Annotated in this window: 21 protein-coding genes; 7 read left to right on the forward strand and 14 right to left on the reverse strand. The window is 71.8% G+C overall.

Annotation, left to right across the window (positions count from 1 at the left end; genetic code table 11):
* Nucleotides 1-249: 249 nt before the first annotated feature.
* The 5 genes from tkt (at nucleotide 250) to pgl (ending at nucleotide 6,956) form a co-directional block, all read left to right on the forward strand.
* Nucleotides 250-2,337: a transketolase gene (gene tkt / locus R4Z63_RS07475; RefSeq protein WP_384454305.1), complete on the forward strand. Its 2,088-nt coding sequence runs from the start codon at nucleotides 250-252 to the stop codon at nucleotides 2,335-2,337.
* Between the two features lie 34 nt (nucleotides 2,338-2,371).
* Nucleotides 2,372-3,490: a transaldolase gene (gene tal / locus R4Z63_RS07480; RefSeq protein ID WP_037930090.1), complete on the forward strand. Its 1,119-nt coding sequence runs from the start codon at nucleotides 2,372-2,374 to the stop codon at nucleotides 3,488-3,490.
* Nucleotides 3,491-3,495: 5 nt separating this feature from the next.
* Nucleotides 3,496-5,022 (forward strand): glucose-6-phosphate dehydrogenase, encoded by a 1,527-nt coding sequence (gene zwf, locus R4Z63_RS07485; protein ID WP_037930087.1) that lies wholly within the window; start codon nucleotides 3,496-3,498, stop codon nucleotides 5,020-5,022.
* Nucleotides 5,019-6,050, forward strand: coding sequence for a glucose-6-phosphate dehydrogenase assembly protein OpcA (gene opcA, locus R4Z63_RS07490; protein ID WP_384454310.1), 1,032 nt, complete (start codon nucleotides 5,019-5,021; stop codon nucleotides 6,048-6,050). The genes zwf and opcA overlap by 4 nt, the downstream gene beginning before the upstream one ends.
* Nucleotides 6,051-6,173: 123 nt before the next feature.
* Nucleotides 6,174-6,956 carry a 6-phosphogluconolactonase gene (pgl, locus tag R4Z63_RS07495; RefSeq protein ID WP_037930080.1) on the forward strand — a complete coding sequence of 261 codons (783 nt, stop codon included), beginning with the start codon at nucleotides 6,174-6,176 and terminating at the stop codon, nucleotides 6,954-6,956.
* A gap of 68 nt (nucleotides 6,957-7,024) precedes the next feature.
* Here pgl and pgi read toward each other — a convergent pair whose 3' ends face one another.
* The 13 genes from pgi to R4Z63_RS07560 all read right to left on the reverse strand — a co-directional run bounded on the left by pgi (nucleotide 7,025) and on the right by R4Z63_RS07560 (nucleotide 22,836).
* Nucleotides 7,025-8,731, reverse strand: coding sequence for a glucose-6-phosphate isomerase (pgi, locus tag R4Z63_RS07500; RefSeq protein WP_078557177.1), 1,707 nt, complete (start codon nucleotides 8,729-8,731; stop codon nucleotides 7,025-7,027).
* Between the two features lie 150 nt (nucleotides 8,732-8,881).
* Complete coding sequence (locus R4Z63_RS07505) at nucleotides 8,882-9,217, reverse strand: RNA polymerase-binding protein RbpA (RefSeq protein ID WP_078557164.1); 336 nt, start codon at nucleotides 9,215-9,217, stop codon at nucleotides 8,882-8,884.
* A gap of 181 nt (nucleotides 9,218-9,398) precedes the next feature.
* Complete coding sequence (secG, locus tag R4Z63_RS07510; protein ID WP_037930074.1) at nucleotides 9,399-9,629, reverse strand: preprotein translocase subunit SecG; 231 nt, start codon at nucleotides 9,627-9,629, stop codon at nucleotides 9,399-9,401.
* 127 nt (nucleotides 9,630-9,756) lie between these two features.
* Complete coding sequence (tpiA, locus tag R4Z63_RS07515) at nucleotides 9,757-10,533, reverse strand: triose-phosphate isomerase (protein WP_037930071.1); 777 nt, start codon at nucleotides 10,531-10,533, stop codon at nucleotides 9,757-9,759.
* Between the two features lie 6 nt (nucleotides 10,534-10,539).
* Nucleotides 10,540-11,751, reverse strand: coding sequence for a phosphoglycerate kinase (locus tag R4Z63_RS07520; protein WP_384456061.1), 1,212 nt, complete (start codon nucleotides 11,749-11,751; stop codon nucleotides 10,540-10,542).
* A gap of 127 nt (nucleotides 11,752-11,878) precedes the next feature.
* Nucleotides 11,879-12,883 carry a type I glyceraldehyde-3-phosphate dehydrogenase gene (gene gap, locus R4Z63_RS07525; protein ID WP_037930065.1) on the reverse strand — a complete coding sequence of 335 codons (1,005 nt, stop codon included), beginning with the start codon at nucleotides 12,881-12,883 and terminating at the stop codon, nucleotides 11,879-11,881.
* A 232-nt stretch (nucleotides 12,884-13,115) separates the two neighbouring features.
* Complete coding sequence (locus tag R4Z63_RS07530) at nucleotides 13,116-16,091, reverse strand: M14 family metallopeptidase (RefSeq protein WP_384456064.1); 2,976 nt, start codon at nucleotides 16,089-16,091, stop codon at nucleotides 13,116-13,118.
* Nucleotides 16,092-16,240: 149 nt separating this feature from the next.
* Nucleotides 16,241-17,236: a DNA-binding protein WhiA gene (gene whiA / locus R4Z63_RS07535; RefSeq protein WP_030009075.1), complete on the reverse strand. Its 996-nt coding sequence runs from the start codon at nucleotides 17,234-17,236 to the stop codon at nucleotides 16,241-16,243.
* Nucleotides 17,227-18,282 carry a gluconeogenesis factor YvcK family protein gene (locus R4Z63_RS07540; RefSeq protein WP_037930059.1) on the reverse strand — a complete coding sequence of 352 codons (1,056 nt, stop codon included), beginning with the start codon at nucleotides 18,280-18,282 and terminating at the stop codon, nucleotides 17,227-17,229. Before R4Z63_RS07540 ends, whiA begins: the two co-directional genes overlap by 10 nt.
* On the reverse strand, nucleotides 18,279-19,226 hold the full coding sequence (gene rapZ, locus R4Z63_RS07545) for an RNase adapter RapZ (protein WP_384456069.1): 948 nt from the start codon (nucleotides 19,224-19,226) through the stop codon (nucleotides 18,279-18,281). Before rapZ ends, R4Z63_RS07540 begins: the two co-directional genes overlap by 4 nt.
* Nucleotides 19,223-21,232: an excinuclease ABC subunit UvrC gene (uvrC, locus tag R4Z63_RS07550; RefSeq protein WP_037930056.1), complete on the reverse strand. Its 2,010-nt coding sequence runs from the start codon at nucleotides 21,230-21,232 to the stop codon at nucleotides 19,223-19,225. The genes rapZ and uvrC overlap by 4 nt, the downstream gene beginning before the upstream one ends.
* A gap of 219 nt (nucleotides 21,233-21,451) precedes the next feature.
* A complete protein-coding gene (locus R4Z63_RS07555; RefSeq protein ID WP_384827249.1) occupies nucleotides 21,452-22,222 on the reverse strand; it encodes a hypothetical protein in 771 nt (256 codons plus the stop codon).
* Nucleotides 22,223-22,227: 5 nt separating this feature from the next.
* Nucleotides 22,228-22,836: a papain-like cysteine protease family protein gene (locus R4Z63_RS07560; protein WP_037930053.1), complete on the reverse strand. Its 609-nt coding sequence runs from the start codon at nucleotides 22,834-22,836 to the stop codon at nucleotides 22,228-22,230.
* A 227-nt stretch (nucleotides 22,837-23,063) separates the two neighbouring features.
* Here R4Z63_RS07560 and R4Z63_RS07565 point away from each other — a divergent pair, with 227 nt between their 5' ends.
* Complete coding sequence (locus R4Z63_RS07565) at nucleotides 23,064-24,002, forward strand: hypothetical protein (protein WP_384454164.1); 939 nt, start codon at nucleotides 23,064-23,066, stop codon at nucleotides 24,000-24,002.
* A 34-nt stretch (nucleotides 24,003-24,036) separates the two neighbouring features.
* On the opposite strand, the gene R4Z63_RS07570 is transcribed toward R4Z63_RS07565, so the two are convergent.
* Nucleotides 24,037-24,468, reverse strand: coding sequence for a Rieske (2Fe-2S) protein (locus R4Z63_RS07570; protein WP_384454167.1), 432 nt, complete (start codon nucleotides 24,466-24,468; stop codon nucleotides 24,037-24,039).
* Between the two features lie 125 nt (nucleotides 24,469-24,593).
* Here R4Z63_RS07570 and R4Z63_RS07575 point away from each other — a divergent pair, with 125 nt between their 5' ends.
* Nucleotides 24,594-25,472, forward strand: coding sequence for a carbohydrate kinase family protein (locus tag R4Z63_RS07575; protein ID WP_384454170.1), 879 nt, complete (start codon nucleotides 24,594-24,596; stop codon nucleotides 25,470-25,472).
* Nucleotides 25,473-25,538 lie beyond the last annotated feature (66 nt).

Raw genomic sequence — 25,538 nt, forward strand, 5'->3', positions numbered from 1 at the left:
ACGCCACTGTAGACGTTGCGCTTCCGTCGCCCCGCGCCGGGGTCGCCTCGTGTTGGGCCGATCGGACCGTGCATACATACGGGGCACGGCGTCCGCCGCGCCCCCGTGGCCGGGTGAACGCGGGTGGGCGGCGCGATGACGGACCGCCTGCACTCGAATAGCTGCACGCCGTTGCGGGGGTAGGCTCGGAATCGCCGGTGCACCGTTCGTCACCGGGACACGAACTTGTGGAGAGGAGCCCTGACCCAGGTGAGCACCAAGCCGACCACCACAGAGCTCGAGTGGACCGAACTGGACCAGCGGGCCGTCGACACCGCCCGCATCCTGGCCGCCGACGCGGTCCAGAAGGTCGGAAACGGCCACCCCGGTACGGCGATGAGCCTGGCGCCCGCCGCGTACACCCTCTTCCAGAAGGTGATGCGGCACGACCCGGCGGACCCCGAGTGGGTGGGCCGCGACCGTTTCGTGCTCTCCGCGGGGCACTCGTCCCTGACCCTCTACACCCAGCTGTACCTGGGCGGGTTCGGGCTCGAACTGGACGACCTGAAGTCCTTCCGCACCTGGGGCTCCAAGACCCCGGGCCACCCGGAGTACGGCCACACGGCCGGCGTCGAGACCACCACCGGCCCCCTCGGGCAGGGTGTCGCCAACGCGGTGGGCATGGCCATGGCCGCCCGCTACGAGCGCGGCCTCTTCGACCCGCAGGCGGCCCCGGGCACCTCCCCGTTCGACCACATGGTCTACGCGATCGCGGGCGACGGGTGCCTCCAGGAGGGCATCTCCCACGAGGCGTCCGCGCTGGCCGGCCACCAGAAGCTCGGCAACCTCGTCCTCCTCTGGGACGACAACCACATCTCCATCGAGGGTGACACGGAGACGGCCGTCTCCGAGGACACCATGAAGCGCTACGAGGCCTACGGCTGGCACGTCCAGCGCGTCGAGCAGCAGGAGAACGGCGACCTCGACCCGAAGGCCCTGTTCGCCGCGCTCCAGGCCGCCAAGGCCGTCACGGACCGGCCGTCCTTCATCGCGGCCCGCTCGATCATCGCCTGGCCCGCTCCGCACGCCCAGAACACCGAGGCCGCCCACGGCTCTGCACTCGGCGACGACGAGGTCGCGGCCACCAAGCGCGTGCTCGGCTTCGACCCGGAGCAGACCTTCGAGGTCGCCGACGAGGTCATCGCCCACACCCGCAAGGCGCTGGACCGGGGCCGCGAGGCCAAGGCCGCCTGGGGGAAGGACTTCTCCGCCTGGCGCACCGCCAACCCGGAGCGCGCCGCCTCCTTCGACCGGATCAACGCGAACGAACTGCCCGCGGGCTGGGAGGAGCAGCTCCCCGTCTTCGAGGCCGGCACGTCCCTCGCCACCCGCGCCGCCTCCGGCAAGGTGCTCCAGGCGCTCGGCGCGGTCATCCCGGAGCTGTGGGGCGGCTCGGCCGACCTGGCCGGCTCCAACAACACCACCATCGACAAGGACTCCTCGTTCCTTCCGGTGGGCAACCCGCTGCCGGAGGCCGACCCGTACGGCCGCACCATCCACTTCGGCATCCGCGAGCACGCCATGGCCGCCGCCATGAACGGCATCGCGCTGCACGGCCACACCCGTATCTACGGCGGCACCTTCCTGGTGTTCTCCGACTACATGCGCAACGCCGTGCGCCTGTCCGCCCTGATGCACCTGCCGGTGACCTACGTGTGGACGCACGACTCCATCGGCCTCGGCGAGGACGGCCCGACCCACCAGCCGGTCGAGCACCTGGCCTCGCTGCGCGCCATCCCGGGCCTGACGATCGTCCGCCCGGCCGACGCCAACGAGACCGCGATCGCCTGGCGCGAGATCCTCAAGCGCCACACGAAGGTGTTCGGCAAGGGCACCCCGCACGGTCTGGCCCTCACCCGTCAGGGCGTGCCGACGTACGAGGCCGACGAGAACACCGTCAAGGGCGGCTACGTGCGCTTCGAGGCGGAAGGCGGCGACGCCCAGGTCGTCCTCATCGGCACCGGCTCCGAGGTGCACGTGGCCGTCGAGGCCCGCGAGCAGCTCCAGGCCGCCGGCATCCCCACCCGCGTGGTCTCGATGCCGTCCGTGGAGTGGTTCGAGGAGCAGGACCAGGCGTACAAGGACAGCGTCCTGCCGCCCTCCGTCAAGGCCCGGGTCGCGGTCGAGGCGGGCATCGGCCTGACCTGGCACCGCTACGTCGGTGACGCGGGCCGGATCGTGTCGCTGGAGCACTTCGGCGCCTCGGCCGACGCGAAGGTCCTCTTCCGCGAGTTCGGTTTCACGCCGGAGGCCGTCGTCGCCGCCGCCCGGGACTCCCTCGCCGCCGCCGCGCGCTGACGCGCGTACTACACCAGTAGGAGATGCAATTCCCATGACAGACGCACTCAAGCGCCTCTCCGACGAAGGCGTGGCGATCTGGCTGGACGACCTGTCCCGCAAGCGCATCACGTCCGGCAACCTGGCCGAGCTCATCGACCAGTCGCACGTGGTCGGGGTCACCACCAACCCGGCGATCTTCCAGAAGGCGATCAGCGGTGGCGAGGGCTACGAGCGACAGCTCACCGACCTCGCGACCCGCAAGGTCACCGTGGACGAGGCGCTGCGCATGATCACGACGGCGGACGTCAGGGACGCCGCCGACATCCTGCGCCCGGTCTACGACCGCACGGACGGCCAGGACGGCCGCGTGTCGATCGAGGTGGACCCCCGACTGGCCCACGACACCGCGGCGACGATCGCCGAGGCCAAGCAGCTGGCCTGGCTGGTGGACCGGCCGAACACGCTCATCAAGATCCCGGCCACGAAGGCCGGCCTGCCGGCGATCACCGAGGTCATCGGCAAGGGCATCAGCGTCAACGTCACGCTGATCTTCTCGCTGGAGCGCTACCGCGAGGTCATGGACGCGTACCTGGCGGGGCTGGAGAAGGCCAAGGCCGCAGGCCTGGACCTCTCCCTGATCCACTCGGTCGCCTCCTTCTTCGTGTCCCGCGTGGACACCGAGATCGACAAGCGACTCGACGCCGTCGGCACCGACGAGGCGAAGTCCCTCAAGGGCAAGGCGGCCCTCGCCAACGCCCGTCTGGCCTACCAGGCCTACGAGGAGGTCTTCTCCTCGGACCGCTGGGCCGCCCTGGAGCGCGCCGGAGCCAACAAGCAGCGTGCGCTGTGGGCCTCGACGGGCGTCAAGGACCCGGCGTACAAGGACACCCTGTACGTGGACGACCTCGTCGCCCCGAACACGGTGAACACCATGCCGGAGGCCACCCTGGAGGCCACCGCCGACCACGGGCAGATCACGGGTGACACCGTGCGCGGCAGCTACGAGCAGGCGCGTGCCGAGCTCGATGCGGTCGCGAAGCTGGGCATCTCGTACGACGATGTCGTTCAGCTGCTTGAGGACGAGGGCGTCGAGAAGTTCGAGGCGTCCTGGAACGACCTGCTGAAGTCGACCGAGGCGGAGCTGCAGCGCCTCGCCCCCACGGAGGCCTGACCACTTTGTCTGTAAACGGAGCGAACCCGCTTCGTGACGCACAGGACCGGCGGCTCCCGCGCATCGCGGGGCCGTCCGGCCTGGTCATTTTCGGCGTTACGGGTGACCTGTCGCGCAAGAAGCTGATGCCTGCCGTCTACGACCTGGCCAACCGCGGCCTGCTCCCGCCGGGCTTCTCGCTCATCGGGTTCGCCCGCAGGGAGTGGGAACACGAGGACTTCGCCCAGGAGGTGTACGAGGCGGTCAAGGAGCACTCGCGCACCCCCTTCCGCGAGGAGGTCTGGCAGCAGCTGGTGCAGGGCTGCCGCTTCGTCCAGGGCGACTTCGACGACGACGCCGCCTTCGAGACGCTGAAGGCGACGATCGACGACCTCGACAAGGCGCAGGGCACGGGCGGCAACTTCGCCTTCTACCTCTCCGTCCCGCCGAAGTTCTTCCCCAAGGTGGTCCAGCAGCTCAAGGACCACGGTCTGGCGCAGAAGGAGGGCTCCTGGCGGCGTGCCGTCATCGAGAAGCCCTTCGGTCACGACCTGAAGAGCGCCGAGGAGCTGAACAAGGTCGTCCACGAGGTCTTCCCCCGTGACGAGGTCTTCCGGATCGACCACTACCTCGGCAAGGAGACCGTCCAGAACATCCTGGCGCTCCGCTTCGCCAACACGATGTTCGAGCCGATCTGGAACCGGTCGTACGTCGACCACGTGCAGATCACCATGGCCGAGGACATCGGCATCGGCGGGCGGGCCGGCTACTACGACGGCATCGGCGCGGCCCGTGACGTCATCCAGAACCACCTGCTGCAGCTGCTCGCGCTGACCGCGATGGAGGAGCCCGGCTCCTTCCACCCCAAGGCGCTGGTGGCGGAGAAGCTCAAGGTGCTGACGGCGGTGCAGCTGCCGGAGGACCTGGGCAAGCACACCGTGCGCGGCCAGTACGCGGCGGCCTGGCAGGGCGGCGAGAAGGTCGTCGGGTACCTCGAAGAGGACGGCATCGACCCCAAGTCGAAGACCGACACCTACGCGGCCATCCGCCTGGAGATCAACAACCGCCGCTGGGCGGGCGTCCCCTTCTACCTGCGGACGGGCAAGCGCCTGGGCCGCCGGGTGACCGAGATCGCGGTGGTCTTCAAGCGGGCCCCCTACCTGCCGTTCGAGTCGGGCGCGACCGAGGAGCTGGGGCAGAACGCCCTGGTCATCCGGGTCCAGCCGGACGAGGGCGTGACGGTGCGCTTCGGGTCCAAGGTGCCGGGCACGTCCATGGAGGTCCGGGACGTCACGATGGACTTCGCCTACGGCGAGTCCTTCACGGAGTCGAGCCCCGAGGCGTACGAGCGGCTCATCCTCGACGTGCTCCTCGGCGACGCGAACCTCTTCCCGCGCCATCAGGAGGTCGAGCTGTCCTGGAACATCCTCGACCCGATCGAGGAGTACTGGGACAAGCACGGCAAGCCCGCGCAATACCCGGCGGGCACCTGGGGACCGGTCGAGGCGGACGAGATGCTCGCACGAGACGGACGGAGCTGGCGCCGGCCATGAAGATCGACCTCACGGAGACCAACTCCAGCAAGATCAATGCCGCGATGGTGCAGGCACGCCGGGACATCGGCACGCCGGCCGTCGGCATGGTCCTCACGCTGGTGATCGTGACCGACGAGGAGAACGCGTACGACGCGCTCAAGTCGGCGAACGACGCGTCCCACGAACACCCCTCGCGGATCGTCGTCGTCATCAAGCGGGCCAGCCGCTCCCCCCGCAGCCGCCGTGACGCCCGGCTCGACGCGGAAGTCCGCGTCGGAGCGGACGCGGGCAGCGGTGAGACGGTCGTGCTGCGCCTTCACGGCGAACTGGTCGACCACGCCCAGTCGGTGGTTCTCCCGCTGCTCCTTCCGGACGCGCCTGTGGTCGTCTGGTGGCCGGACGGCGCCCCCACGGACCTGGCGGGCGATCCGCTGGGTGCGCTCGGGCAGCGCCGCATCACGGACACGTACTCCTGCGAGAATCCGGTCGGGACGCTCGGCGCCCGGGCCGGTGCGTACGCCCCCGGGGACACGGATCTGTCCTGGACCCGGATCACCCCCTGGCGGTCGATGCTGGCCGCGGCGCTGGACCAGCAGGCCCTGACGGTCGTGTCGGCGACCGTCGAGGGCGAGGCGGACAACCCGAGCTGCGAGCTGCTGGCCATGTGGCTGGCGGACCGGCTCCAGGTGCCCGTCCGCCGCACGCTGTCGGCGGGTCCGGGGCTGACGGCCGTGCGCCTGGCCACCAAGGACGGCGACATCGTCCTCAACCGGGCGGACGGCGGACTGGCCACGCTGTGCATGCCGGGCCAGCCCGACCGGAACGTGGCGCTCAAGCGCCGCGACACGGCCGAGCTCCTGGCGGAGGAGCTGCGCCGGCTGGACCCGGACAACACGTACGAGGCGTCGCTGAAGTACGGCGTGTCCCAGCTGGCGGCGAATGCGCCGGAGCCGCAGGCCCGCGCCGAGGCCGAGGCCGGCGCTCCGGCCAAGGCCGAGCCCTCGAAGCCGGCCTCCAAGCCGTCGAAGAAGGCCCCGGCCACGTAGCCGACCCGCTGCGCGGAGCCTGTTCCCCGCCCCGCTCCTTCCCGAACCGGGGCTGGAGGCGGAGCGGGGAGCGGCTCCGCGCAGCGGTATCACACACCACCAAGAAGGCGGCAGCACATGGGTATGACGACTCCTCAGGTCGTCGTCCACCGGGACAAGGAGCTGATGGCCCAGGCCACCGCGGCCCGGCTCATCACGAAGATCGTGGACGCCCAGGCGGCGCGCGGCACCGCGTCCGTGGTCCTGACCGGCGGACGCAACGGCAACGGCCTGCTCGCCGCACTGGCCGCCGCCCCGGCCCGCGACGCGGTCGACTGGCACCGGCTCGACCTGTGGTGGGGCGACGAGCGGTACGTGCCCGCCGACGACCCCGAGCGCAATCACACCCAGGCCCGTGAGGCCCTCCTGGACTCCGTCCCGGTCGATCCCGCCCGCGTGCACGCCATGCCCGCCTCGGACGGCCCGTACGGCGCGGACGTGGACGCGGCGGCCGCCTCGTACGCGGCCGAGCTGGCGCGCGCGGCCGGTCCGGAGGATCACGGCCCGGTCCCCCGCTTCGACGTGCTGATGCTGGGCGTGGGCCCGGACACGCACGTCGCCTCGCTCTTCCCCGAGCACCCGGCGGCCCGGGAGACCAGCCGCACGGTGGTCGGCGTGCACGGCGCGCCCAAGCCCCCGCCCACCCGGATCTCGCTGACTCTCCCGGCCATCCGGGCGGCCCGTGAGGTCTGGCTGCTGGCGGCCGGCGAGGACAAGGCCGGCGCGGTCTCCATCGCCCTCGGCGGGGCCGGCGGCGTGCAGGCACCGGCCGCGGAGGCGTACGGGCGCTCGCGCACCCTGTGGCTCCTGGACCGCGCGGCGGCGGCGAAGCTGCCGTCCGGGATGTATCCCCCGGCCTCCTCCTGACGACGGCTGACGCACATGCGTGAGGGGCCCGCTCTCCCCGGGGAGAGCGGGCCCCTCACGCATGTGCGTCAGCCGCGTCCGCGCAGCTTGCGGTAGGTGGCGACCAGGGCCTGCGTCGACGCGTCCAGACCGGGCACGTCCGCACCGTCGGTCAGCGCGGGCTCGACGCGCTTGGCGAGCACCTTGCCGAGCTCGACGCCCCACTGGTCGAAGGAGTCGATGTTCCACACCGCGCCCTGGACGAACACCTTGTGCTCGTACAGGGCGATCAGCTGGCCCAGCACGCCGGGGGTGAGCTCGGTGGCCAGGATCGTGGTCGTCGGGTGGTTGCCGTGGAAGGTCTTGTGCGGGACCAGCGATTCCGGTGCCCCCTCCGCGCGGACCTCCTCGGCCGTCTTGCCGAAGGCCAGCGCCTGGGTCTGCGCGAAGAAGTTGGCCATCAGCAGGTCGTGCTGGGCCGCCGGGGCCGCTTCCAGCTCGGCCACCGGCTTCGCGAAGCCGATGAAGTCGGCGGGGATCACCTTCGTGCCCTGGTGGATGAGCTGGTAGTAGGCGTGCTGGCCGTTGGTGCCGGGCGTGCCCCAGACCACGGGGCCGGTCTGCCACTCCACCGGTTCGCCCTCGCGGTCGACGGACTTGCCGTTGGACTCCATGTCCAGCTGCTGCAAGTACGCGGTGAAGCGGGAGAGGTAGTGGCTGTAGGGGAGCACCGCGTGCGACTGCGCGTCGAAGAAGGCGCCGTACCAGATCCCCAACAGGCCCATCAGGAGGGGGGCGTTCTCCTCGGCGGGCGCCGTGCGGAAGTGCTGGTCCATCAGGCGGAAGCCGGCCAGCAGGTCGCGGAAGGCGGCCGGACCGATCGCGATCATCAGGGAGAGCCCGATGGCCGAGTCGAAGGAGTAGCGCCCGCCGACCCAGTCCCAGAACCCGAACATGTTGGCCGGATCGATGCCGAACTCGGTGACCTTCTCGGCGTTGGTCGACAGCGCCACGAAGTGGCGTGCCACCGCGGCCTGGTCGCCGCCCAGTCCCGCGAGCAGCCAGCCGCGCGCGGACGTGGCGTTGGTGATGGTCTCGATGGTGGTGAAGGTCTTCGAGGCGATGATGAACAGCGTCTCGGCGGGGTCCAGGTCGCGTACGGCCTCGTGCAGGTCCGCACCGTCGACGTTGGACACGAAGCGCACGGTCAGGGCGCGGTCGGCGAAGGCGCGCAGGGCCTCGTAGGCCATCGCGGGGCCCAGGTCGGACCCGCCGATGCCGATGTTGACGACGTTCTTGATGGGCTTGCCGGTGAAGCCGGTCCAGGCCCCCGACCTGATCTGCTCGGAGAAGGCCGCCATCTTGTCGAGGACCGCGTGCACGCCCGGGACGACGTTCTCGCCGTCCACCTCGACGACGGCGTCCGCCGGTGCGCGCAGCGCGGTGTGCAGGACCGCCCGGTCCTCGGTCGTGTTGATCTTCTCGCCGCGGAACATGGCCTCGCGCAGCTCGGCCACGCCCGTCGCCGCCGCCAGCTCGCGCAGCAGCTCCAGCGTCTCGTCGGTGACGAGGTGCTTGGAGTAGTCGATGTGCAGGTCCCCGACCCGCAGGGTGTAGCCGGCGCCGCGGCCGGGATTCTCCTCGAACAGCTGCCGCAGGTGCGTCTGCCCGAACTCCTCCCGGTGCTTGCCGAGTGCCAGCCACTCGGGCGTCCGGTTGAGCTTGGTACGTGCCGCCCGGCGTCCGCCGCCCCCCTCGCTCGACGCGCTTCGCGTGGCCGCCTGATTTGCGTTCATCTCGGACATCAACCCACTTCTTCCGTCCTGTCGTGCCCCGCCGATCACCAACCTAAGGGATCACAAGCGGCACAACGCACGCAAAGAGGCCCGGCCCCGCAGGGGAGATTCCTGCGGGGCCGGGCCTCACGTCCTGGTCACCGGGCGGTGTCAGATCTCGCCCCGGAGTTTGGCGAGCGCCTCGGCGAGGATCGCCTCGCCGTCGGCGTCCGAGCGGCGTTCGCGCACGTACGCCAGGTGCGTCTTGTACGGTTCGGTGCGCGGCGGCGCGGGCGGGTCGTCCCGGTCCTGACCGGCCGGGAACCCGCAGCGCGGGCAGTCCCAGGTGTCCGGCACCTGCGCGTCGCTGGCGAAGCTCGGCTGCGTCTCGTGCCCGTTCGAGCACCAGAAGGAGATGCGCAGGCGGGGCGCGGACTCGCCGCGCTCCGCCTCGCCCATCGGCCCCGCTCCGACCCGGCTACCACGGATCGCGTTGCCACTTGCCACGGTCGTAACTCCCTGCGTGATGGTGCCGCGGAGTATGAGTGGAATTCCCGCCGCGGAGCGCCCAAGTCTACGTAAGGCCCAACGCACGTCCAGTGAGCGGAGTTACTGATTCCGCGCCGTGGACGCCAGCCTCATCATAGGCAGGGCGATGCCGACCGGGCCGCCGGAATGGCGAGAACGGTCAGCTGCTCGACTTCATCACCAGGCCGAGCGCAACGATGCACGCGAACCAGAGCAGACCCACCACGACGGTCATGCGGTCCAGGTTCCGCTCCGCGACGGAGGAGCCGCCGACCGACGACTGCATGCCGCCGCCGAACATGTCGGAGAGGCCGCCGCCCTTGCCCTTGTGCATCAGCACGAGCAGCATCAGCAGGGCGCTGAAGACGATCAGGGCGATCGAGAACCCCATAATCACGGCTGATTCCTACTTTCTGGCTTCTCAGGCTTCCGGCTTTGCGAGATGTGCGCGGGGGCCGGGGGCTGGCGGTCCAGCCCCGGCCCCCGCAAGGGTACGACGGATCGGCCCTACCGCATACTCACTGGTCGCGGAAGCGGACGATCTTGACGAACTCGTCCGCGTCGAGCGCCGCGCCGCCGATCAGGGCACCGTCGACGTCGGGCTGGGCCATGATCGCCGCGATGTTCCCGGACTTCACGGAGCCGCCGTACTGGATGCGGACCTGGTCGGCCAGCTCCTGCGAGTACAGCTCCGCGAGGCGGCCACGGATCGCCCCGCAGACCTCCTGGGCGTCCGCGGGGGTGGCGACCTCCCCGGTTCCGATGGCCCAGACCGGCTCGTAGGCGATCACGATGGACTCGACCTGCTCGGCCGGGACGCCGCTCAGGCCGCCGTCGAGCTGGGCGAGCGTGTACTCGACCTGCTGGCCGGCCTTGCGGACGTCCAGGCCCTCCCCGACGCACAGGATCGGGGTGATCCCGTGCTTGAAGGCGGCCTTGACCTTGGCGTTGCAGATCTCGTCGGTCTCGCCGTGGTACTGGCGGCGCTCGCTGTGGCCGACGGCCACGTACGTGCACTTCAGCTTCGACAGCATGGGGCCGGAGATCTCGCCGGTGTAGGCACCGGAGTCGTGCGCGGAGATGTCCTGCGCGCCGTACTTGATCTTCAGCTTGTCGCCGTCGACCAGGGTCTGGACGGAGCGCAGGTCGACGAAGGGCGGCAGGACCGCGACCTCGACGGCGTCGTAGTCCTTGTCGGCGAGCGCGAAGGCGAGCTTCTGGACGTGGGCGATGGCCTCCAAGTGGTTGAGGTTCATCTTCCAGTTGCCCGCCATGAGCGGGGTGCGCGTGGTCATACGGGTTCAGCCCTCCAGGGCGGCGAGGCCGGGGAGCGTCTTGCCCTCGAGGTATTCGAGGGAGGCGCCGCCACCGGTGGAAATGTGGCCGAAAGCGTTCTCGTCGAAGCCCAGCGTGCGGACCGCGGCGGCGCTGTCGCCGCCGCCGACGACGGTGAACGCGTCACTGTCGACGAGTGCCTGCGCGATCGCGCGGGTGCCTCCGGCGTAGTCGGGGTGCTCGAAGACGCCCAAGGGACCGTTCCAGAAGACGGTCGCCGCGTCGGCGATCTTCGAGGCGTACAGCTCGCGGGTCTTGGGACCGATGTCCAGACCCTCCCTGTCGGCGGGGATCTCGTCCGCGCCGACGGTGATGTACTCGGCCGGGGTCTTGCCCTTGAGGTCGGGGAAGTCCGTCGAGGCCAGGACGTCGACCGGCAGGACGATCTCGACGCCGGTGGATTCGGCCCGGGTCATGTACTCCTTGACCTTGTCGACCTGGTCCTTCTGGAGCAGGGAGATACCGACCTCGTAGCCCTTGGCGTAGAGGAAGGTGTAGGCCATGCCGCCGCCGATCAGGAGGCGGTCGGCCTTGCCGAGCAGCTCGTCGATGACGGCGAGCTTGTCGGAGACCTTGGCGCCGCCGAGGACCACGACATAGGGGCGCTTGACCTCGTCCGTCAGCTTCTTCAGGACGCCGACCTCGGTGGCGATGAGCTGGCCGGCCGCGTGCGGGAGCCGCTTGGGCAGGTCGAAGACCGAGGCGTGCTTGCGGTGGACGGCGCCGAAGCCGTCGCCGACGTAGACGTCGGCGAGCTCCGCCAGCTGGTCCGCGAAGGCGCCGCGCTCGGCGTCGTCCTTGGAGGTCTCGCCGGCGTTGAAGCGGAGGTTCTCGACGACGGCCACCTTGCCGTCGGTGAGGGCGGCGACGGTCTCCTTGGCGGAGGAGCCCACCGTGTCGGTGGCGAACGCGACGTCCGCGCCGAGCAGTTCACCGAGGCGCGCGGCGGCCGGCGCGAGCGAGAAGGCCGGGTCCGGGGCGCCCTTGGGGCGGCCCAGGTGCGAGGCCACGATGACGCGGGCACCGGCCTCGGCGAGCTTCTCGATCGTGGGCTGGACGGCGCGGATACGGCCGTCGTCGGTGATGGTGCCCTCGGCGAGCGGGACGTTGAGATCCGCTCGGACGAAGACCCGCTTGCCCTTGACGCCTTCGGCGAGCAGTTCGTCGATCGTCTTCATGTGTTTCTGACTCCTTTGGGCGCCCGTGTCGGGGGCGAAGAACGACTGGCAAGCTACAGGGTCCGGACTGCGCATCGTCGCGCGGCCCGGACCCTGTGCTTCACATCGTGGTGTCAGCCCTGGAAACTCAGAGCTGGCCGCCGACGAAGACCGTCAGGTCCACGAGGCGGTTGGAGTAGCCCCACTCGTTGTCGTACCAGCCGACGACCTTGACCTGCTTGCCCTGGACCATGGTCAGGGAGGAGTCGAAGGTGCAGGACGCCGGCCAGTTCACGATGTCGGAGGAGACGATCGCGTCCTCGGTGTAGTCGAGGATGCCCTTCAGCTGGCCCTCGGAGGCCTTCTGGAAGGCGGCGTTGATCTCGTCCTTGGTGACCTCGCGGTCGAGCTCCAGCACGAGGTCGGTGACCGAGCCGGTCGGGACCGGGACGCGCATGGCGATGCCGTCCAGCTTGCCCTTGAGCTGCGGGAGCACCAGTGCGGTGGCCTTGGCGGCACCGGTGGAGGTCGGGATGATGTTCTCGGCGGCGGCGCGGGCGCGGCGCAGGTCCGAGTGCGGGAAGTCCAGGATGCGCTGGTCGTTCGTGTACGCATGGACCGTCGTCATCATGCCCTTGACGATGCCGAAGTTCTCGTCCAGGACCTTCGCCATCGGCGCCACGCAGTTCGTGGTGCAGGACGCGTTGGAGATGACGTGGTGCTGGGCCGCGTCGTACTTGTCCTGGTTGACGCCCATCACGATCGTGATGTCCTCGTCCTTGGCCGGGGCCGAGATGAGGACCTTCTTCGCGCCGGCCGCAAGGTGCTTGGCGGCGTCGGCCTTCTTCGTGAAGATGCCGGTCGACTCGATGACGATGTCGGCGCCCAGTTCGCCCCAGGGGAGGTTCGCGGGGTCGCGCTCGGCGAACGTCTTGAAGGTGTTGCCGCCGACGGTGATGGTGTCGTCGGTGTGGGACACCTCGGCCTTGAGACGGCCCAGAATGGTGTCGTACTTGAGAAGGTGCACCAGGGTGGCGTTGTCCGTCAGGTCGTTGACACCGACGATCTCGATGTCCGCTCCCTGCTCCAGGAGGGCCCGGAAGTAGTTACGGCCAATGCGGCCAAAACCGTTGATGCCTACGCGGATCGTCACGAACCGATCTCCTCGTTGGTGCGCCGGTGAGAGCGCCGGCGAGCTGAAATGGGATGTCCCCGACCGCTTACGACCCTACCTCTCCGTGAGCTTTTGGGTGACATCGGTCGAGGCCTGACACTCCCCCCACTTCGCGGGGGTATCCCCTCCGGGGCCCGCTCCGGACGCTCCGGCGCGGGCCCCGGGGACCTTGGTCCCGGTCACTCTGGGTGAGCGCCGAGGGTGGCGCTGATCAGCGGTGGAGCGAGCGGAGCGCCTTACCGACGAGTAGGGCGCGGTCCGCCGCCGCGGGCAGGTGTTCCAGGCCGAAGCCCAGAAGTACGGTGTCACGCGTGGTCACCGAGGCATAGGAGCGGAAGAGCTCTCCCGTACGGGACCAGTCCCCCGCGACGTCGGGGCTCCCGGCGGGCGGGCCCTGGGCCGCCCAGGCGCCGAGGGAGGTCTCGAACCCCTCGGCCGCCTGCTCCCCGCCGCCGGTCGACAGGCGCACCTCGTCGGCGAAGACGCCGCGTCCGCCGGAGCCCGGGTCGGTGATGTAGGACAGCGAGAGCTCGACGGACCGGCCCGCGTAGGCGCTCAGGTCGAAGGAGACCTGCTTCCAGCCGCCGGAGGACCCGGTGAAGGTGTTCCACCGGCCGCTGGTGCCCTGCGGGGTGCAGCCGCGGCCGTCCAGCGTGAGGTAGTGGCGCAGGAACGGGTGGCCGTTGATGAAGAATCCGGCCGCGCACTCCTCGGGGACGGCCGGGCTGCTCAGGCCGCCCGCCTCCGGCAGCATGGTCCAGTCGTCGCCTCCGGCGCTGCGGGCCTCCAGCGCGGCGTGGTCGTAGCCCCCCTCGGTGTTCCAGTTGAGGGCGAGCTTCAACTGCGGCCTGTCGGCTGCGGTGACGCCGGTCAGGTCGATGGTGCGGACGAGCCGCTTCCAGTCGTTGTCGGTGTGCAGCGCCGAAGCCATCCCGGTGCCCGCGTAGGGGGCGTACGGATTCGTGATCCCGGTGTACCGGCCCGCCTGCGCGCTCTTGAACCGGGGGAACTGCGCGGGTGCCAGGGTGTCGGAGGTCACCGTGTAGGCGCCGGGGGCGTTGAGCGGGTTGTCCGCGGCGTCGCCGAGGCCGCCGCCGGTGTCCCGCAGGGCGCCGGCGCCTGCGAAGCCGGTGGCGCCGGGGGTGCTGGTGCGGCCGTAGGCCCCGAGCCAGTACTGGCTGAAGTCGTTGGTCACGGCGCGGCCGACCTGGGCGTTGCCCCCGGCCAGCTCGCCGGCCTCGATCAGCCTGCCGCCTTCGTTGAGGAAGTCGCGCACCGCCAACTGCGTGTCCCCGCCCGGTGACGTGGCCCCGGTGTAGTGCACGGCCGTACCGAAGTGGGAGAGGACCCCGAGGTGGTGCGGGACACCCTGGACGGCCACGTCCCAGACCGCCGCGGACCGGCCGTTGGCACGGAGCGCGTCGACGTACTTCCCTGCGTGCCGGGCGGCGGCCCCCTCTTCCGCGATCACCAGGACGTCCGCGCGAGGCCGCTCGGCCACCGTGTACGTGAAGTGCTCGCTGGAGACCCGCCTGCCGGAGCGGTCGCGGCCGGTGAACCAGACCTCGACCCGGTCGCCGGGCCTGGCCCCCTCGACCTCTGCCCGGTACTCGTCGAACCAGTTGTTGTCCTCGCCGCCGTAGACCTCTCCGCCCTTCCATGCCTTGAGGTCCTCGCCGCGGGTGCGGCCGCCGTTGATCCGGTAGTTGAGCTCCTTGTCCTTGAGCGCCCTGCGGGCCGTGACCGCGACCTCCTGGTCCTGCCCGCGGGCCGCATAGGAGGTGGTGAAGGAGTCCGGGGTGAAGTCGGGCGCGCTCAGGCCCACGGAGGACACCGGGCGGTCCGGGTGCGCGGCGCTCTCGCCGACCGCGAGGGCGAAGGGCACGTTCTTGGCGAACTCCTCCTGGATGAGCTTCTCGTCGTCCGGGAAGTTGAAGCCGGAGGCGCAGTCCTCGGGCTCCCACCGGTCGTTCGGGTCGCTCGCCGAGGCGGTCTGGCAGGTGGTCATCTCCGGGGTGAACATCATGACGCCGTTGACGTTGGCGCCGTGGCCGTCGGCCTCGCCGTTGGTCGTGTAGAGCTCCGAGGACACCTGCGGGTAGTAGCCGGGGACCGCAGGGTTCTCGGGGGTCCCGGCGAGGGCCTTGTAGGCCACGTCGTCGGGCGTGGGGGTGGCCACCTGCCAGCCCACGCCGTAGAGGATCAGCTCGGCGGCGGAGTGGTAGTTGACGGCGTAGTCGAAGCCGATGCGCTTCTCGAAGGCGTCGAGGGCCACGGTCTCGGGCTCGGAAGACGCCTTGGGGCCGCGGTAGGTCTCGCCGGCCCGGTCGGGCGAGGAGCCCTCGTTGTCGTAGCCCCACTTGTAGGCGAAGTTGCGGTTGAGGTCGACCCCGTCGCCGGTGGTGATCTTTCCGTCGCCGTTGTTGTCGCGCAGGTTCTTGCGCCACAGCCGCCGGCCGTCGGCGGCGTGCGTGTAGTCGTAGCCGTCGGGGTTGGCGCTGAGCAGGAACCACAGCTCGGTGGAGTCCACCAGCTTCGTGATCCGCCGGTCCTTGCCGTAGTTGTCGAGGGTGTGGTGCATCAGCCGCCGGGTCATCTCGGGGGTGATCCACTCGCGGGCGTGCTGGTTGGACATGTACAGCACGGAGGGCTTCGAGCCGTCCCTGGTCCTCTTCGCGTTCCTGCTGACCTTGAGGGCGAGAATGTCCTTGCCCTGGACGGTTTTGCCGATGGAGACGACCTTGGTGAGCGCCGGGTTCTCCCGGGCCGTGCGCAGGATCTCCTCCTGGAGGCCGCCCCTGCCACTGTACGGGCGGAACACGCCGTCGCCGGCCGTCCCGGCCCCGGCCCGGGCCCGGGCCGGCAGCTTGCGCTCGGCGAGCACGATCCCCTGGGCTGCCAGCTCGCCGGCCTGGGCTCCGGTGAGGAAGAGCTCGACCCGGGAGGTCCCGGATTCAGGGGCGCGTTCGGTGAGCTCGTGGGCGTCCTGGCCTGCGGCGAGGACCAGCGGCACCTGTTCCCTGGTGATCTCGGCGTCGTAGACCCGCACCTCCTCGGCGCCGGATGCGTCGGCGGCGGACGCGGCGGCGCCGCCGGGCTGGGCCTGGGCCGCCGCGGGCAACGCGGCGAGTGTGGTTCCGATGGCGAGTGCGCTTGCGGCGAGGACGACTCTCGCGCGGTGACTCATGTGCCCCCCTGGGCGTCGGCTGCCACGAAAGGTTCGGACGCCAGACTCAAGACCGCCCATGCTCATGTCAATGGGGCATACCGCGAAGGGCCCGCACGAGTGATCGCGCGAGCCCCTTCCGCAGCAGCGGGCGTCCCGCCCGGCGGGGTCTATCCGGCCATGTTGTCGGCCATCTCCTCGCTGAGGTCGAGGTTCGACTCGGTGCCCGGGATGCCCAGGTCCTGGGCCCGCTTGTCGGCCATCGCCAGCAGGCGCCGGATCCTGCCGGCGACCGCGTCCTTGGTCAGCGGCGGGTCGGCGAGCGCGCCGAGCTCCTCCAGGGAGGCCTGCTTGTGCTCCATGCGCAGCCGGCCGGCCGCGGCGAGGTGCTCGGGGACCTCCTCGCCGAGGATCTCCAGCGCGCGCTGCACGCGGGCTCCGGCGGCCACGGCGGCCCGCGCCGAGCGGCGCAGGTTGGCGTCGTCGAAGTTGGCGAGGCGGTTGGCGGTGGCCCGCACCTCGCGGCGCATCCGCCGCTCCTCCCAGGCCAGCACCGACTCGTGCGCGCCGAGGCGGGTCAGCAGCGCGCCGATGGCGTCGCCGTCGCGCACGACGACCCGGTCCACTCCGCGCACCTCGCGTGCCTTCGCGGCGATGGAGAGCCTGCGGGCGGCGCCCACCAGGGCCAGGGCGGCCTCCGGGCCGGGGCAGGTGACCTCCAGGGAGGAGGACCGGCCCGGCTCGGTGAGCGAGCCGTGGGCCAGGAAGGCGCCGCGCCACGCCGCCTCGGCGTCACAGGTGGCCCCGGAGACCACCTGCGGGGGAAGACCCCGGATGGGGCGCCCGCGGCCGTCCACGAGTCCCGTCTGGCGCGCCAGCTGGTCACCGCCGGCCACGACGCGGACCACGTAGCGGCTGCCGCGGCGCAATCCGCCGGGCGCCATCACCACGAGGTCCGAGGAATGGCCGAAGATCTCCAGGATGTCCTTGCGCAGGCGTCGGGCGGCGATCCCGGTGTCCAGCTCCGCCTCGATGACGATGCGGCCGCTCACCAGGTGCAGCCCGCCCGCGAACCGAAGGATCGCCGAGACCTCCGCCTTCCTGCAGCAGGTCCGGGTGACGGGCAGGCGGGAGATCTCGTCCTTCACCGCAGGCGTCATCGCCATGGGCCGATCCTTCCATGCATCCGAAAAATACGGTCGTACGCGGCGGCCAGCAGTTCCGGGTCGTGCTTCGGCGAGCCGTCCTGCCTGGCCACGGGCGCCAGCTCGACCGCCGCACCGAACCGTTTCGCGGCATCGGAAAGGGACTCGCGGTCGGGCACGGCGGCCTCGTCGGCCAGCACCACGTCCAGGGCGAGTTTAGGGGCGTGTCGGGCCAAAACCTCCAAATGACGCTGCGGAGAGAAGCCCTCTGTTTCGCCGGGCTGCGGTGCGAGGTTCAGCGACAGGACCCGCCGGGCCTTGGTCTCGACGAGCGCGTCCAGCAGTTCCGGCACCAGCAGGTGCGGGATCACGGAGGAGAACCACGAGCCCGGGCCCAGCACGACCCAGTCGGCGTCCAGCACCGCCGCCACGGCCTCCGGCACGGCCGGCGGGGCACTCGGCACGACCTGCACGGAGAGCACCTCGCCCGGGGTCAGGGCCACGGTGGCCTGCCCGCGGACGGTGTCGACGTCCTCGGGCCGGGCCGGATCGTGTCCCCTGACCAGCGCCTGGAGCTCCAGCGGCACCGCCGACATCGGCAGCACCCGGCCCTGCGCGCCCAGCAGCCGGCCCACCAGGTCGAGGGCCTGGACGGGGTCGCCGAGCTGTTCCCACAGGGCGACGATCAGCAGATTGCCGACGGCGTGCCCGTGCAGGTCGCCCTCGGACTGGAAGCGGTGCTGGATGACCCGGGACCAGGTCTGGCCCCAGTCGTCGTCCCCGCACAGCGCCGCCAGCGCCTTGCGCAGGTCGCCGGGGGGCAGCACGCCGAGCTCCTCCCGGAGCCGTCCGCTGGAGCCGCCGTCGTCGGCGACGGTGACCACGGCGGTGAGGTCACCGGTGATCCGGCGCAGGGCGGCGAGGGAGGCCGACAGGCCCTGGCCGCCACCGAGCGCGACCACTTTGGGCGTGGCGCCCCTCCGGCGGCCGGAGCGGCCCGTGCCGTCCTCTCCCCGTCCCGGGGTGAGGCGGCGCAGGCGGCTCAGCCGCGGGGTCCGTGCGGTCACTCGCGCCCCATGTCCCTGTGGACGACGACGGTCTCGACCCCTTCGGAGGCGAGGCGGGCGGCGAGCTTCTCGGACATGGCCACGCTGCGGTGCTTGCCGCCGGTGCACCCGACCGCGATGGTCACGTACCGCTTGCCCTCGCGGCGGTAGCCGGTGGCGATGAGCTGGAGCAGCTCGGTGTAGCGGTCGAGGAACTCCTTGGCGCCGGGCTGGCCGAAGACGTACCCCGACACCTCCTCGTTGAGCCCGGTGAAGGGGCGCAGCTCCGGGACCCAGTGCGGGTTGGGGATGAAGCGGCAGTCGACGACGAGGTCGGCGTCGACGGGAAGGCCGTACTTGTAGCCGAAGGACATGACGGTGGCCCGCAGCTCGGGCTCCTCGTCCCCGGCGAACTGGGCGTCCATCTTGGCGCGCAGCTCGTGGACGTTCAGGCTGGAGGTGTCGATCACCAGGTCGGCGTCGCCGCGCAGCTCGCGCAGCAGGTCGCGCTCGGCGGCGATGCCGTCGGTGATGCGGCCGTCGCCCTGGAGCGGGTGCGGGCGGCGGACCGACTCGAAGCGGCGGACCAGCGCGTCGTCGGAGGACTCCAGGAAGACGATGCGGCGGGTGACGCCCTTGCTGTCGAGGTCGGCGAGGGACTCGCGGAGGGCGTCGAAGAACTGGCGGCCGCGGACGTCGACGACGACCGCGATGCGGGCCACGTTGCCCTGGGAGCGGGCGCCGAGCTCCACCATGGTGGGGATCAGCGCCGGTGGGAGGTTGTCGACGACGAACCAGCCGAGGTCCTCCAGACACTTGGCGGCCGTGCTGCGGCCGGCCCCGGACATGCCGGAGATGATCACCAGCTCGGGGATGGCCGCCTCGGCGGTCTCGCCGGGCTCCATGGTCGTGCCCGTACTCACCTGTGCTCCGTCTCGGTCGTGCGTGGTCTCGTGCTCGGTCATTGCTCGGTCCCCCGTTCGGACGATGCTCCCGCTGGCGCGGGGTTCTCATCCTCAATGATCTCTCCTGTGGCCGTGTTGACCGCAGGACCGGCGGGGGCCGCCCCGGCGAGGGCCGCGGCCACCGTCTCGGCCGTCTTCCGTCCTATGCCCGGGACCTCGCAGATCTGGTCGATTGTCGCCTGTCTCAGCTTCTTCACCGAACCGAAGTGCTTCACCAGAGCCTGCTTGCGGGTCTCACCCAGCCCCGGCACCTCATCCAGGGGACCCGACTTCAGGCGCTTGCCGCGCTTGCTGCGCTGGTACTGGATGGCGAAGCGGTGGGCTTCGTCACGTACCCGCTGGAGCAGGTAGAGGCCCTCGCTGGTGCGCGGCAGGACGACGGGGTCGTCCTCGCCGGGCAGCCAGACCTCCTCCAGCCGCTTGGCGAGGCCGCACACGGCGACGTCGTCGATGCCGAGCTCGTCCAGGGCGCGCCGGGCCGCGGCGACCTGCGGCTGCCCGCCGTCGACCACGACCAGCTGGGGCGGGTAGGCGAAGCGCTTGGGCCTGCCGTCGTCCTCGGGCGGCACGTCCTCGCCGTCCTGGGGGTCCCACTCCCCCGTCTTCGACTTCTCCAGGAGGTAGCGGCGGAAGCGCCGCGAGACCACCTCGTGCATGGACCGGACGTCGTCCTGGCCCTCGAAGGACTTGACCTGGAAGCGCCGGTACTCGCTCTTGCGGGCCAGGCCGTCCTCGAAGACGACCATGGACGCGACGACGTCGTCCCCCTGCAGGTGGGAGATGTCGAAGCACTCGATGCGCAGTGGTGCGCCGTCCAGCCCCAGAGCTTCGGCGATCTCCTCCAGCGCCCGGGAGCGGGTGGTGAGGTCGCTGGCGCGCTTGGTCTTGTGCAGGGCGAGGGACTGCTGCGCGTTGCGGTGGACGGTCTCCATGAGGGCCTTCTTGTCACCGCGCTGCGGTATCCGCAGGCTGACCTGGGACCCCCGCCGCCCGGCGAGCCACTGGGCCAGCGCGGATGTGTCCTCGGGGAGCGCGGGGACCAGCACCTCCTTCGGGACGGACTCGCCCTTCTCCTCACCGTAGAGCTGCTGGAGCGCGTGCTCGACCAGTCCGGCGGTGTCGACGGCCTCGACCTTGTCGGTGACCCAGCCGCGCTGGCCGCGGACGCGGCCGCCGCGGACGTGGAAGATCTGCACGGCGGCTTCGAGCTCGTCCTCGGCGACGGCGATCAGGTCGGCGTCGGTGGCGTCGGCGAGCACCACGGCGTTCTTCTCCATGGCCCGGCGCAGCGCCCCGATGTCGTCGCGCAGCCGGGCGGCCTTCTCGTACTCCATGTCCTCGGCCGCGATGCGCATCTCCTTCTCCAGCCGGGAGAGGTAGGCGCCGGTGCGGCCGGCCATGAAGTCGCAGAAGTCCTCGGCCAGTTCGCGGTGCTCCTCGGGGGTGACGCGGCCGACGCAGGGCGCGGAGCACTTGCCGATGTAGCCGAGGAGGCAGGGCCGGCCGATCTGGGCGGAGCGCTTGAACACTCCGGCGGAGCAGGTCCGTACCGGGAAGACCCGCAGCATCAGGTCGACGGTCTCGCGGATCGCCCAGGCGTGGGCGTACGGGCCGAAGTAGCGCACGCCCTTCTTCTTGGGTCCCCGCATGACCTGGACCCGGGGGTACTCCTCGTTCAGGGTGACGGCGAGCGAGGGGTAGCTCTTGTCGTCCCGGTACTTGACGTTGAACCGGGGGTCGTACTCCTTGATCCAGGAGTACTCCAGCTGGAGCGCCTCGACCTCGGTGGAGACCACGGTCCACTCCACGGAGGCGGCCGTGGTCACCATGGTGGCGGTACGGGGGTGCAGGCCGGCGACGTCCTGGAAGTAGTTGGCCAGGCGCTGGCGCAGGCTCTTGGCCTTCCCGACGTAGATCACCCGGCGGTGCTCGTCGCGGAATCGGTAGACCCCCGGGGAGTCGGGGATCTGCCCCGGCTGGGGGCGGTAGCTGGAAGGGTCGGCCATGCCGACCACCCTACTGGCGCGCGCCGACAACGAACCGCAGCAGTTCGGGCCGGTCCGCGGATCCGCGGGGTCCGCCGCGCGGGGCTCGCGCGGCCCGGGGGGGCCTGGCCCGGGCCGAGCCGGGCCGCAGGTCGAGACGGCGTCCGAGCGTCCGGCCGCGGCGCCGCGGCCGGACGGGGAGGCCCGGCCCCATCGGCGGGGGCCGGGGCCTGCGAGCGGCTACGCCGCGGCGCGCCTGCGGCGCAGGATCAGCACCCCGGCCCCGCCGAGGGCGAGCGCCCCGGCGGCGCCGGTCACGGCGGCGACCGGGGGCCCGGCGGCCGCGGAGCTCTCGGCGTAGCCGCCCGCCGTGCCGCGGTCGGCGTACGGGGAGCCGGGGAGCTTGTCCCCGTACGCCCTGGCGACCCGCGCCCGGTAGGCGGCGAGCGTGGTGCCACCGGCGCCCACGGCGCGCACGGCGTCCTCGTCCAGCGGCAGCACCCGGCTGTCGCCGGCCACGTACCAGGCGTCGATCTGCGGCTCCCGGAACACGGTCCCGCCGGGCAGTTTCGCGGCTCCCAGCCGGGCGTAGCGGAATTCGTCGTCGCCGCTGGCGATGTTCACCACCTGCCAGCCGGCCCCGCTCCGGGCCGTCCACAGGGCGGCCTGCTGCCCGTCGGAGGAGACCGCCCTGCTGGCGAGGAACTCCAGGCGGGCGACGGGCGCCCCCGGCCTGCCCGCGACGAAGTCCGGCGAGAGGTGGTTGACCGGTACCGCCTCGCCCTCGATGCGGGGCTGCGCGGCGGCGGGCGAGACCTTGCCCTCCCGGGCGAAGAACCGGGCGAGCGTGGCCAGGGTGTCGGGGGCGGCCGCCGCCCGCGCGGCGGCCGCCCCGTCCCCGGCGGTGGCCGGCAGGGGCCCGGGCACGGGGGCGGCGGCGGTCTGCGGGGCGAGTCCGAGCAGGGCGGTGGCGGCGAGGACGGCGGCGCCGGCCGCAGCGCGCAGGGTCATGGCGGTCACGCCCCGATCCGGTAGAGGGAGTGGGTCCAGGAGAAGGTGTTGTTGTTGACGTACCAGGCGTGGGAGGCCCAGTTGTAGCGGTTGCTGGAGGGCCAGGGGTCGCCCCAGTAGACCCAGCTGCCCGACGTGTCGTAGCCGTAGACGACGTGCATGTGGCCGCCGCCGTTGGACCACTGGATGCGGGTCTCGATCGGGCGGCCCGCATTGATCTCGGTCTGCACGGTGGAGTACTGCAGCCAGCCGTTCACGTACGAGCCGGGGCTGATGCCCGCCCAGCGCAGCCCGGTCTGGACGTTGCCGAGAGTGGCCTGGCTGTTGGGGCACTCGGTGCCCTGCCGGCGGTTGAAGGCGGCGTTGCAGAACTGGTTCTGGCTGTGGTTGCGGCCGAACCAGGTGGCGATGGTGTTGCCGCCCGCGGCCCAGCACCAGTTGGACTTCTGCTGGGCCTGCATGGTGATGTTCAGGCGCTTTTGGGCCAGCGCGGGAACGGGCGAGGCCTCGGCATCGGCGGCGGTGGCGGTGCCGGCGGGCAGGGCGAGGAGCAGGGCGGTGAGAGCGGCGGTGAGGAGGGCGGCCGGGGAAAGCCGCCGGTTTCGGTTGCGCATCGCGTTCCTCCCGAGGTGGGGAGTGGGGGTGGAGGAGCGCGTCCGGACGCTGTGGAGGAGCATCGGGGAGTTGTCGCGATCTGGTCAACACGCTTCAATACGCGGTGACGTTGCAGTGTGAACGGTGGGACTGCGGTGTGAACGGTTGCTGTCGTTCCACCTGGTCCCCCGACGCTGCCGCCGTGACCCCCACCTCGGCGCGTGTGAACGTTCACAGAGGAGTGGCCATGCGGCCTTCCACGGATCCGGCGAACACCGCGGAACTGAACCGGCTGCTGCGCGACGGCCCCTTCCACCTCGCCCTGCGCGCCGCCCTCGCCGCCCGCGGACTGCCCCTCCAGCGGGTGCGGCACCACTTGGCGGCCCAGGGCATCACGGTCGGCGTGACCAGCCTCAGCTACTGGCAGCAGGGCGCCCGCAGGCCGCGCCGGCCAGAGTCCCTGCGGGCCCTCACCGCCCTTGAGCGGATCCTGGAGCTGCCCGACGGCGCCCTCCTCGGGCTGCTCGCGGCGCCGGGCGCCGGAGCGGCCGCCCGACCGGCCGGCCGCTCCTACCGAACCCTGTTCAGCGGGGGCGGAACGGTGGAACGACTGCTCGACGGGCTGGACCTCCCGCCGGACGGCGGTCTGCACTCGCTCGGCCACCACGAGCGGATCCACATCGGAGCGGCGGGCGAGCTGCGGGGCCGCGATTCGCAGCAGATCGTCCGGGCGCACCGGGACGGGGTCGACCGCTACCTCGCCGTACACCACGGCGACCCGGGCTGCGACGCGTCCCGGGTGCGGGTGACGGCGTACGAGAACTGCCGCACGGGCCGGGTGCGGTGCCATCCGGAGGCCGGGGTCGTGGTCGCCGAGCTGCTCTTCGACGCCCGGCTGCGACGCGGCGACACCCACGTCTTCGGCTACCGCATCGAAGACGGCACGGGCCCGCGCAGCGGCGAGTACGTGCGCGGTTTCAGCTACGCGGGCGGCCAGTACATGCTCCAGGTCCGCTTCGACGCGGCGGCCCTCCCGGTGCGCTGCCGGCGGTTCGCCCGCACCGGACCGGAGGCCCCGCGCACCGGCCTGGCGGACCTGACGCCGAGCGGCCGGCACCGGGCGGTGCACCTGGTGGAGCAGTCGGTGCGGCGCGGGATCCTCGGTATCGCCTGGGACTGGGACTGACCCGCGCCATCCCGTCGGTGCCGGCCGGCGCCGATCAGCCCGCGACGAGCCTGCCGTTCTCGGCGCGGACCGGCACCTCCGGCAGCGGCCGGTCGGCCGGGCCGCGCAGGACCTTGCCCGTCGCCACGTCGAACCGGCTGCCGTGGCAGGGGCAGTTCCCCTCGCCTTCGTCGATCGTGTCGAGGACGCAGCCGGCGTGCGTGCACTGGGCGCTGAACGCCTTGTACCGGCCCTCCGCCGGGCAGCTGACGATCAGCTTCCGCTCCCGGTAGAGCTTCGCGCCGCCCACCGGGACGTCGGCCGCGGCACCCAGTTCCACGGGGGCGGTGGGGGTCGCGGGGGTGGTGCCGGCGCTGTTGGTCGCCGTCGAGCAGGCCGTGAGCGCCACCCCGGCGCCCGCGACCCCCGCGAGCGCGGCGGCACCCTTGAGGACGGTACGGCGGGCGGCGGGCATCGGCGCGGACATGCGGTTCTCCTGGGGTGCGGGGGGGCGGGGCGGTGCGGCGGGCGGTGCGGCGGGGCACGGGCGGCTCCCGGCCGGGCACCGGCCCACCCGACGATACCGCGGCCCCATGGAGTACCTTCCTCCGCGTGATCGTCGTCGGCGGAGAAGCCCTCATCGACCTGGTGCCCGCGGCCGGGCCGCCGGGCGCGCTGCTGCCCCGACCGGGCGGCGGGCCGTACAACACGGCGCGCGCCCTCGGCCGGCTCGGTGCCGAGGCCGCCTTCTGCTCCCGGGTCTCCACGGACGGGTTCGGCGAGAGCCTGCTGGCCGGACTGCGGGCGGCCGGGGTGGATGTGTCGCTGGTCCAGCGCGGGCCGGAGCCGACCACCCTCGCCGTGCCCTCCCTGGCCCCGGACGGCTCGGCCTCGTACGGGTTCTACGTCGAGGGCACCGCGGACCGGCTGTTCACCCTGCCGCCGGCCCTCCCGGAGGGCGCCCGGGCCCTCGCGCTGGGCACCTGCTCGCTGGTCCTGGAGCCGGGCGCGAGCGCGTACGAGGCCCTGCTGCGCCGGGAGTCGCGCCGGGGGCTGCTGACCCTGCTGGACCCCAACGTCCGGCCGGCGCTGATCGCGGACCCGGCGGGCTACCGGGCCCGCTTCGCCGAACGGCTGCTGCCGCACACCGGAGTCCTGAAGCTGTCGCAGGAGGACGCGGACTGGCTGGGCGGACGGGTCGGGGACTGGCTGGCGGCCGGGCCCTCGGCGGTGGTGCTGACCCGCGGCGCGGCAGGTCTGACGGTCTGGACGCGGGAGGGCGCGGAGCACTCGGCGGCGGCCCGCCCGGTCGCGGTGGCCGACACGATCGGGGCGGGCGACACCGTCAACGCCGCCCTGCTGCACCGCCTGGCGGCGGATCCGGGCGCCCCGGTGGACTGGCCGGACGTCCTGGCCTATGCCGCTCACGCGGCGGCCCTGACCTGCACCCGGCCGGGAGCGGAGCCCCCGTACGCGGCGGAACTCGGCTGACAGCGGCCCGGACGCCCCGGGCGACGGCGCCGCGGGCCCGCCGGCCGGCCTGACCGCGGAGGTGCC

It is taken from the genome of Streptomyces sp. PL-29, assembly GCF_058344425.1.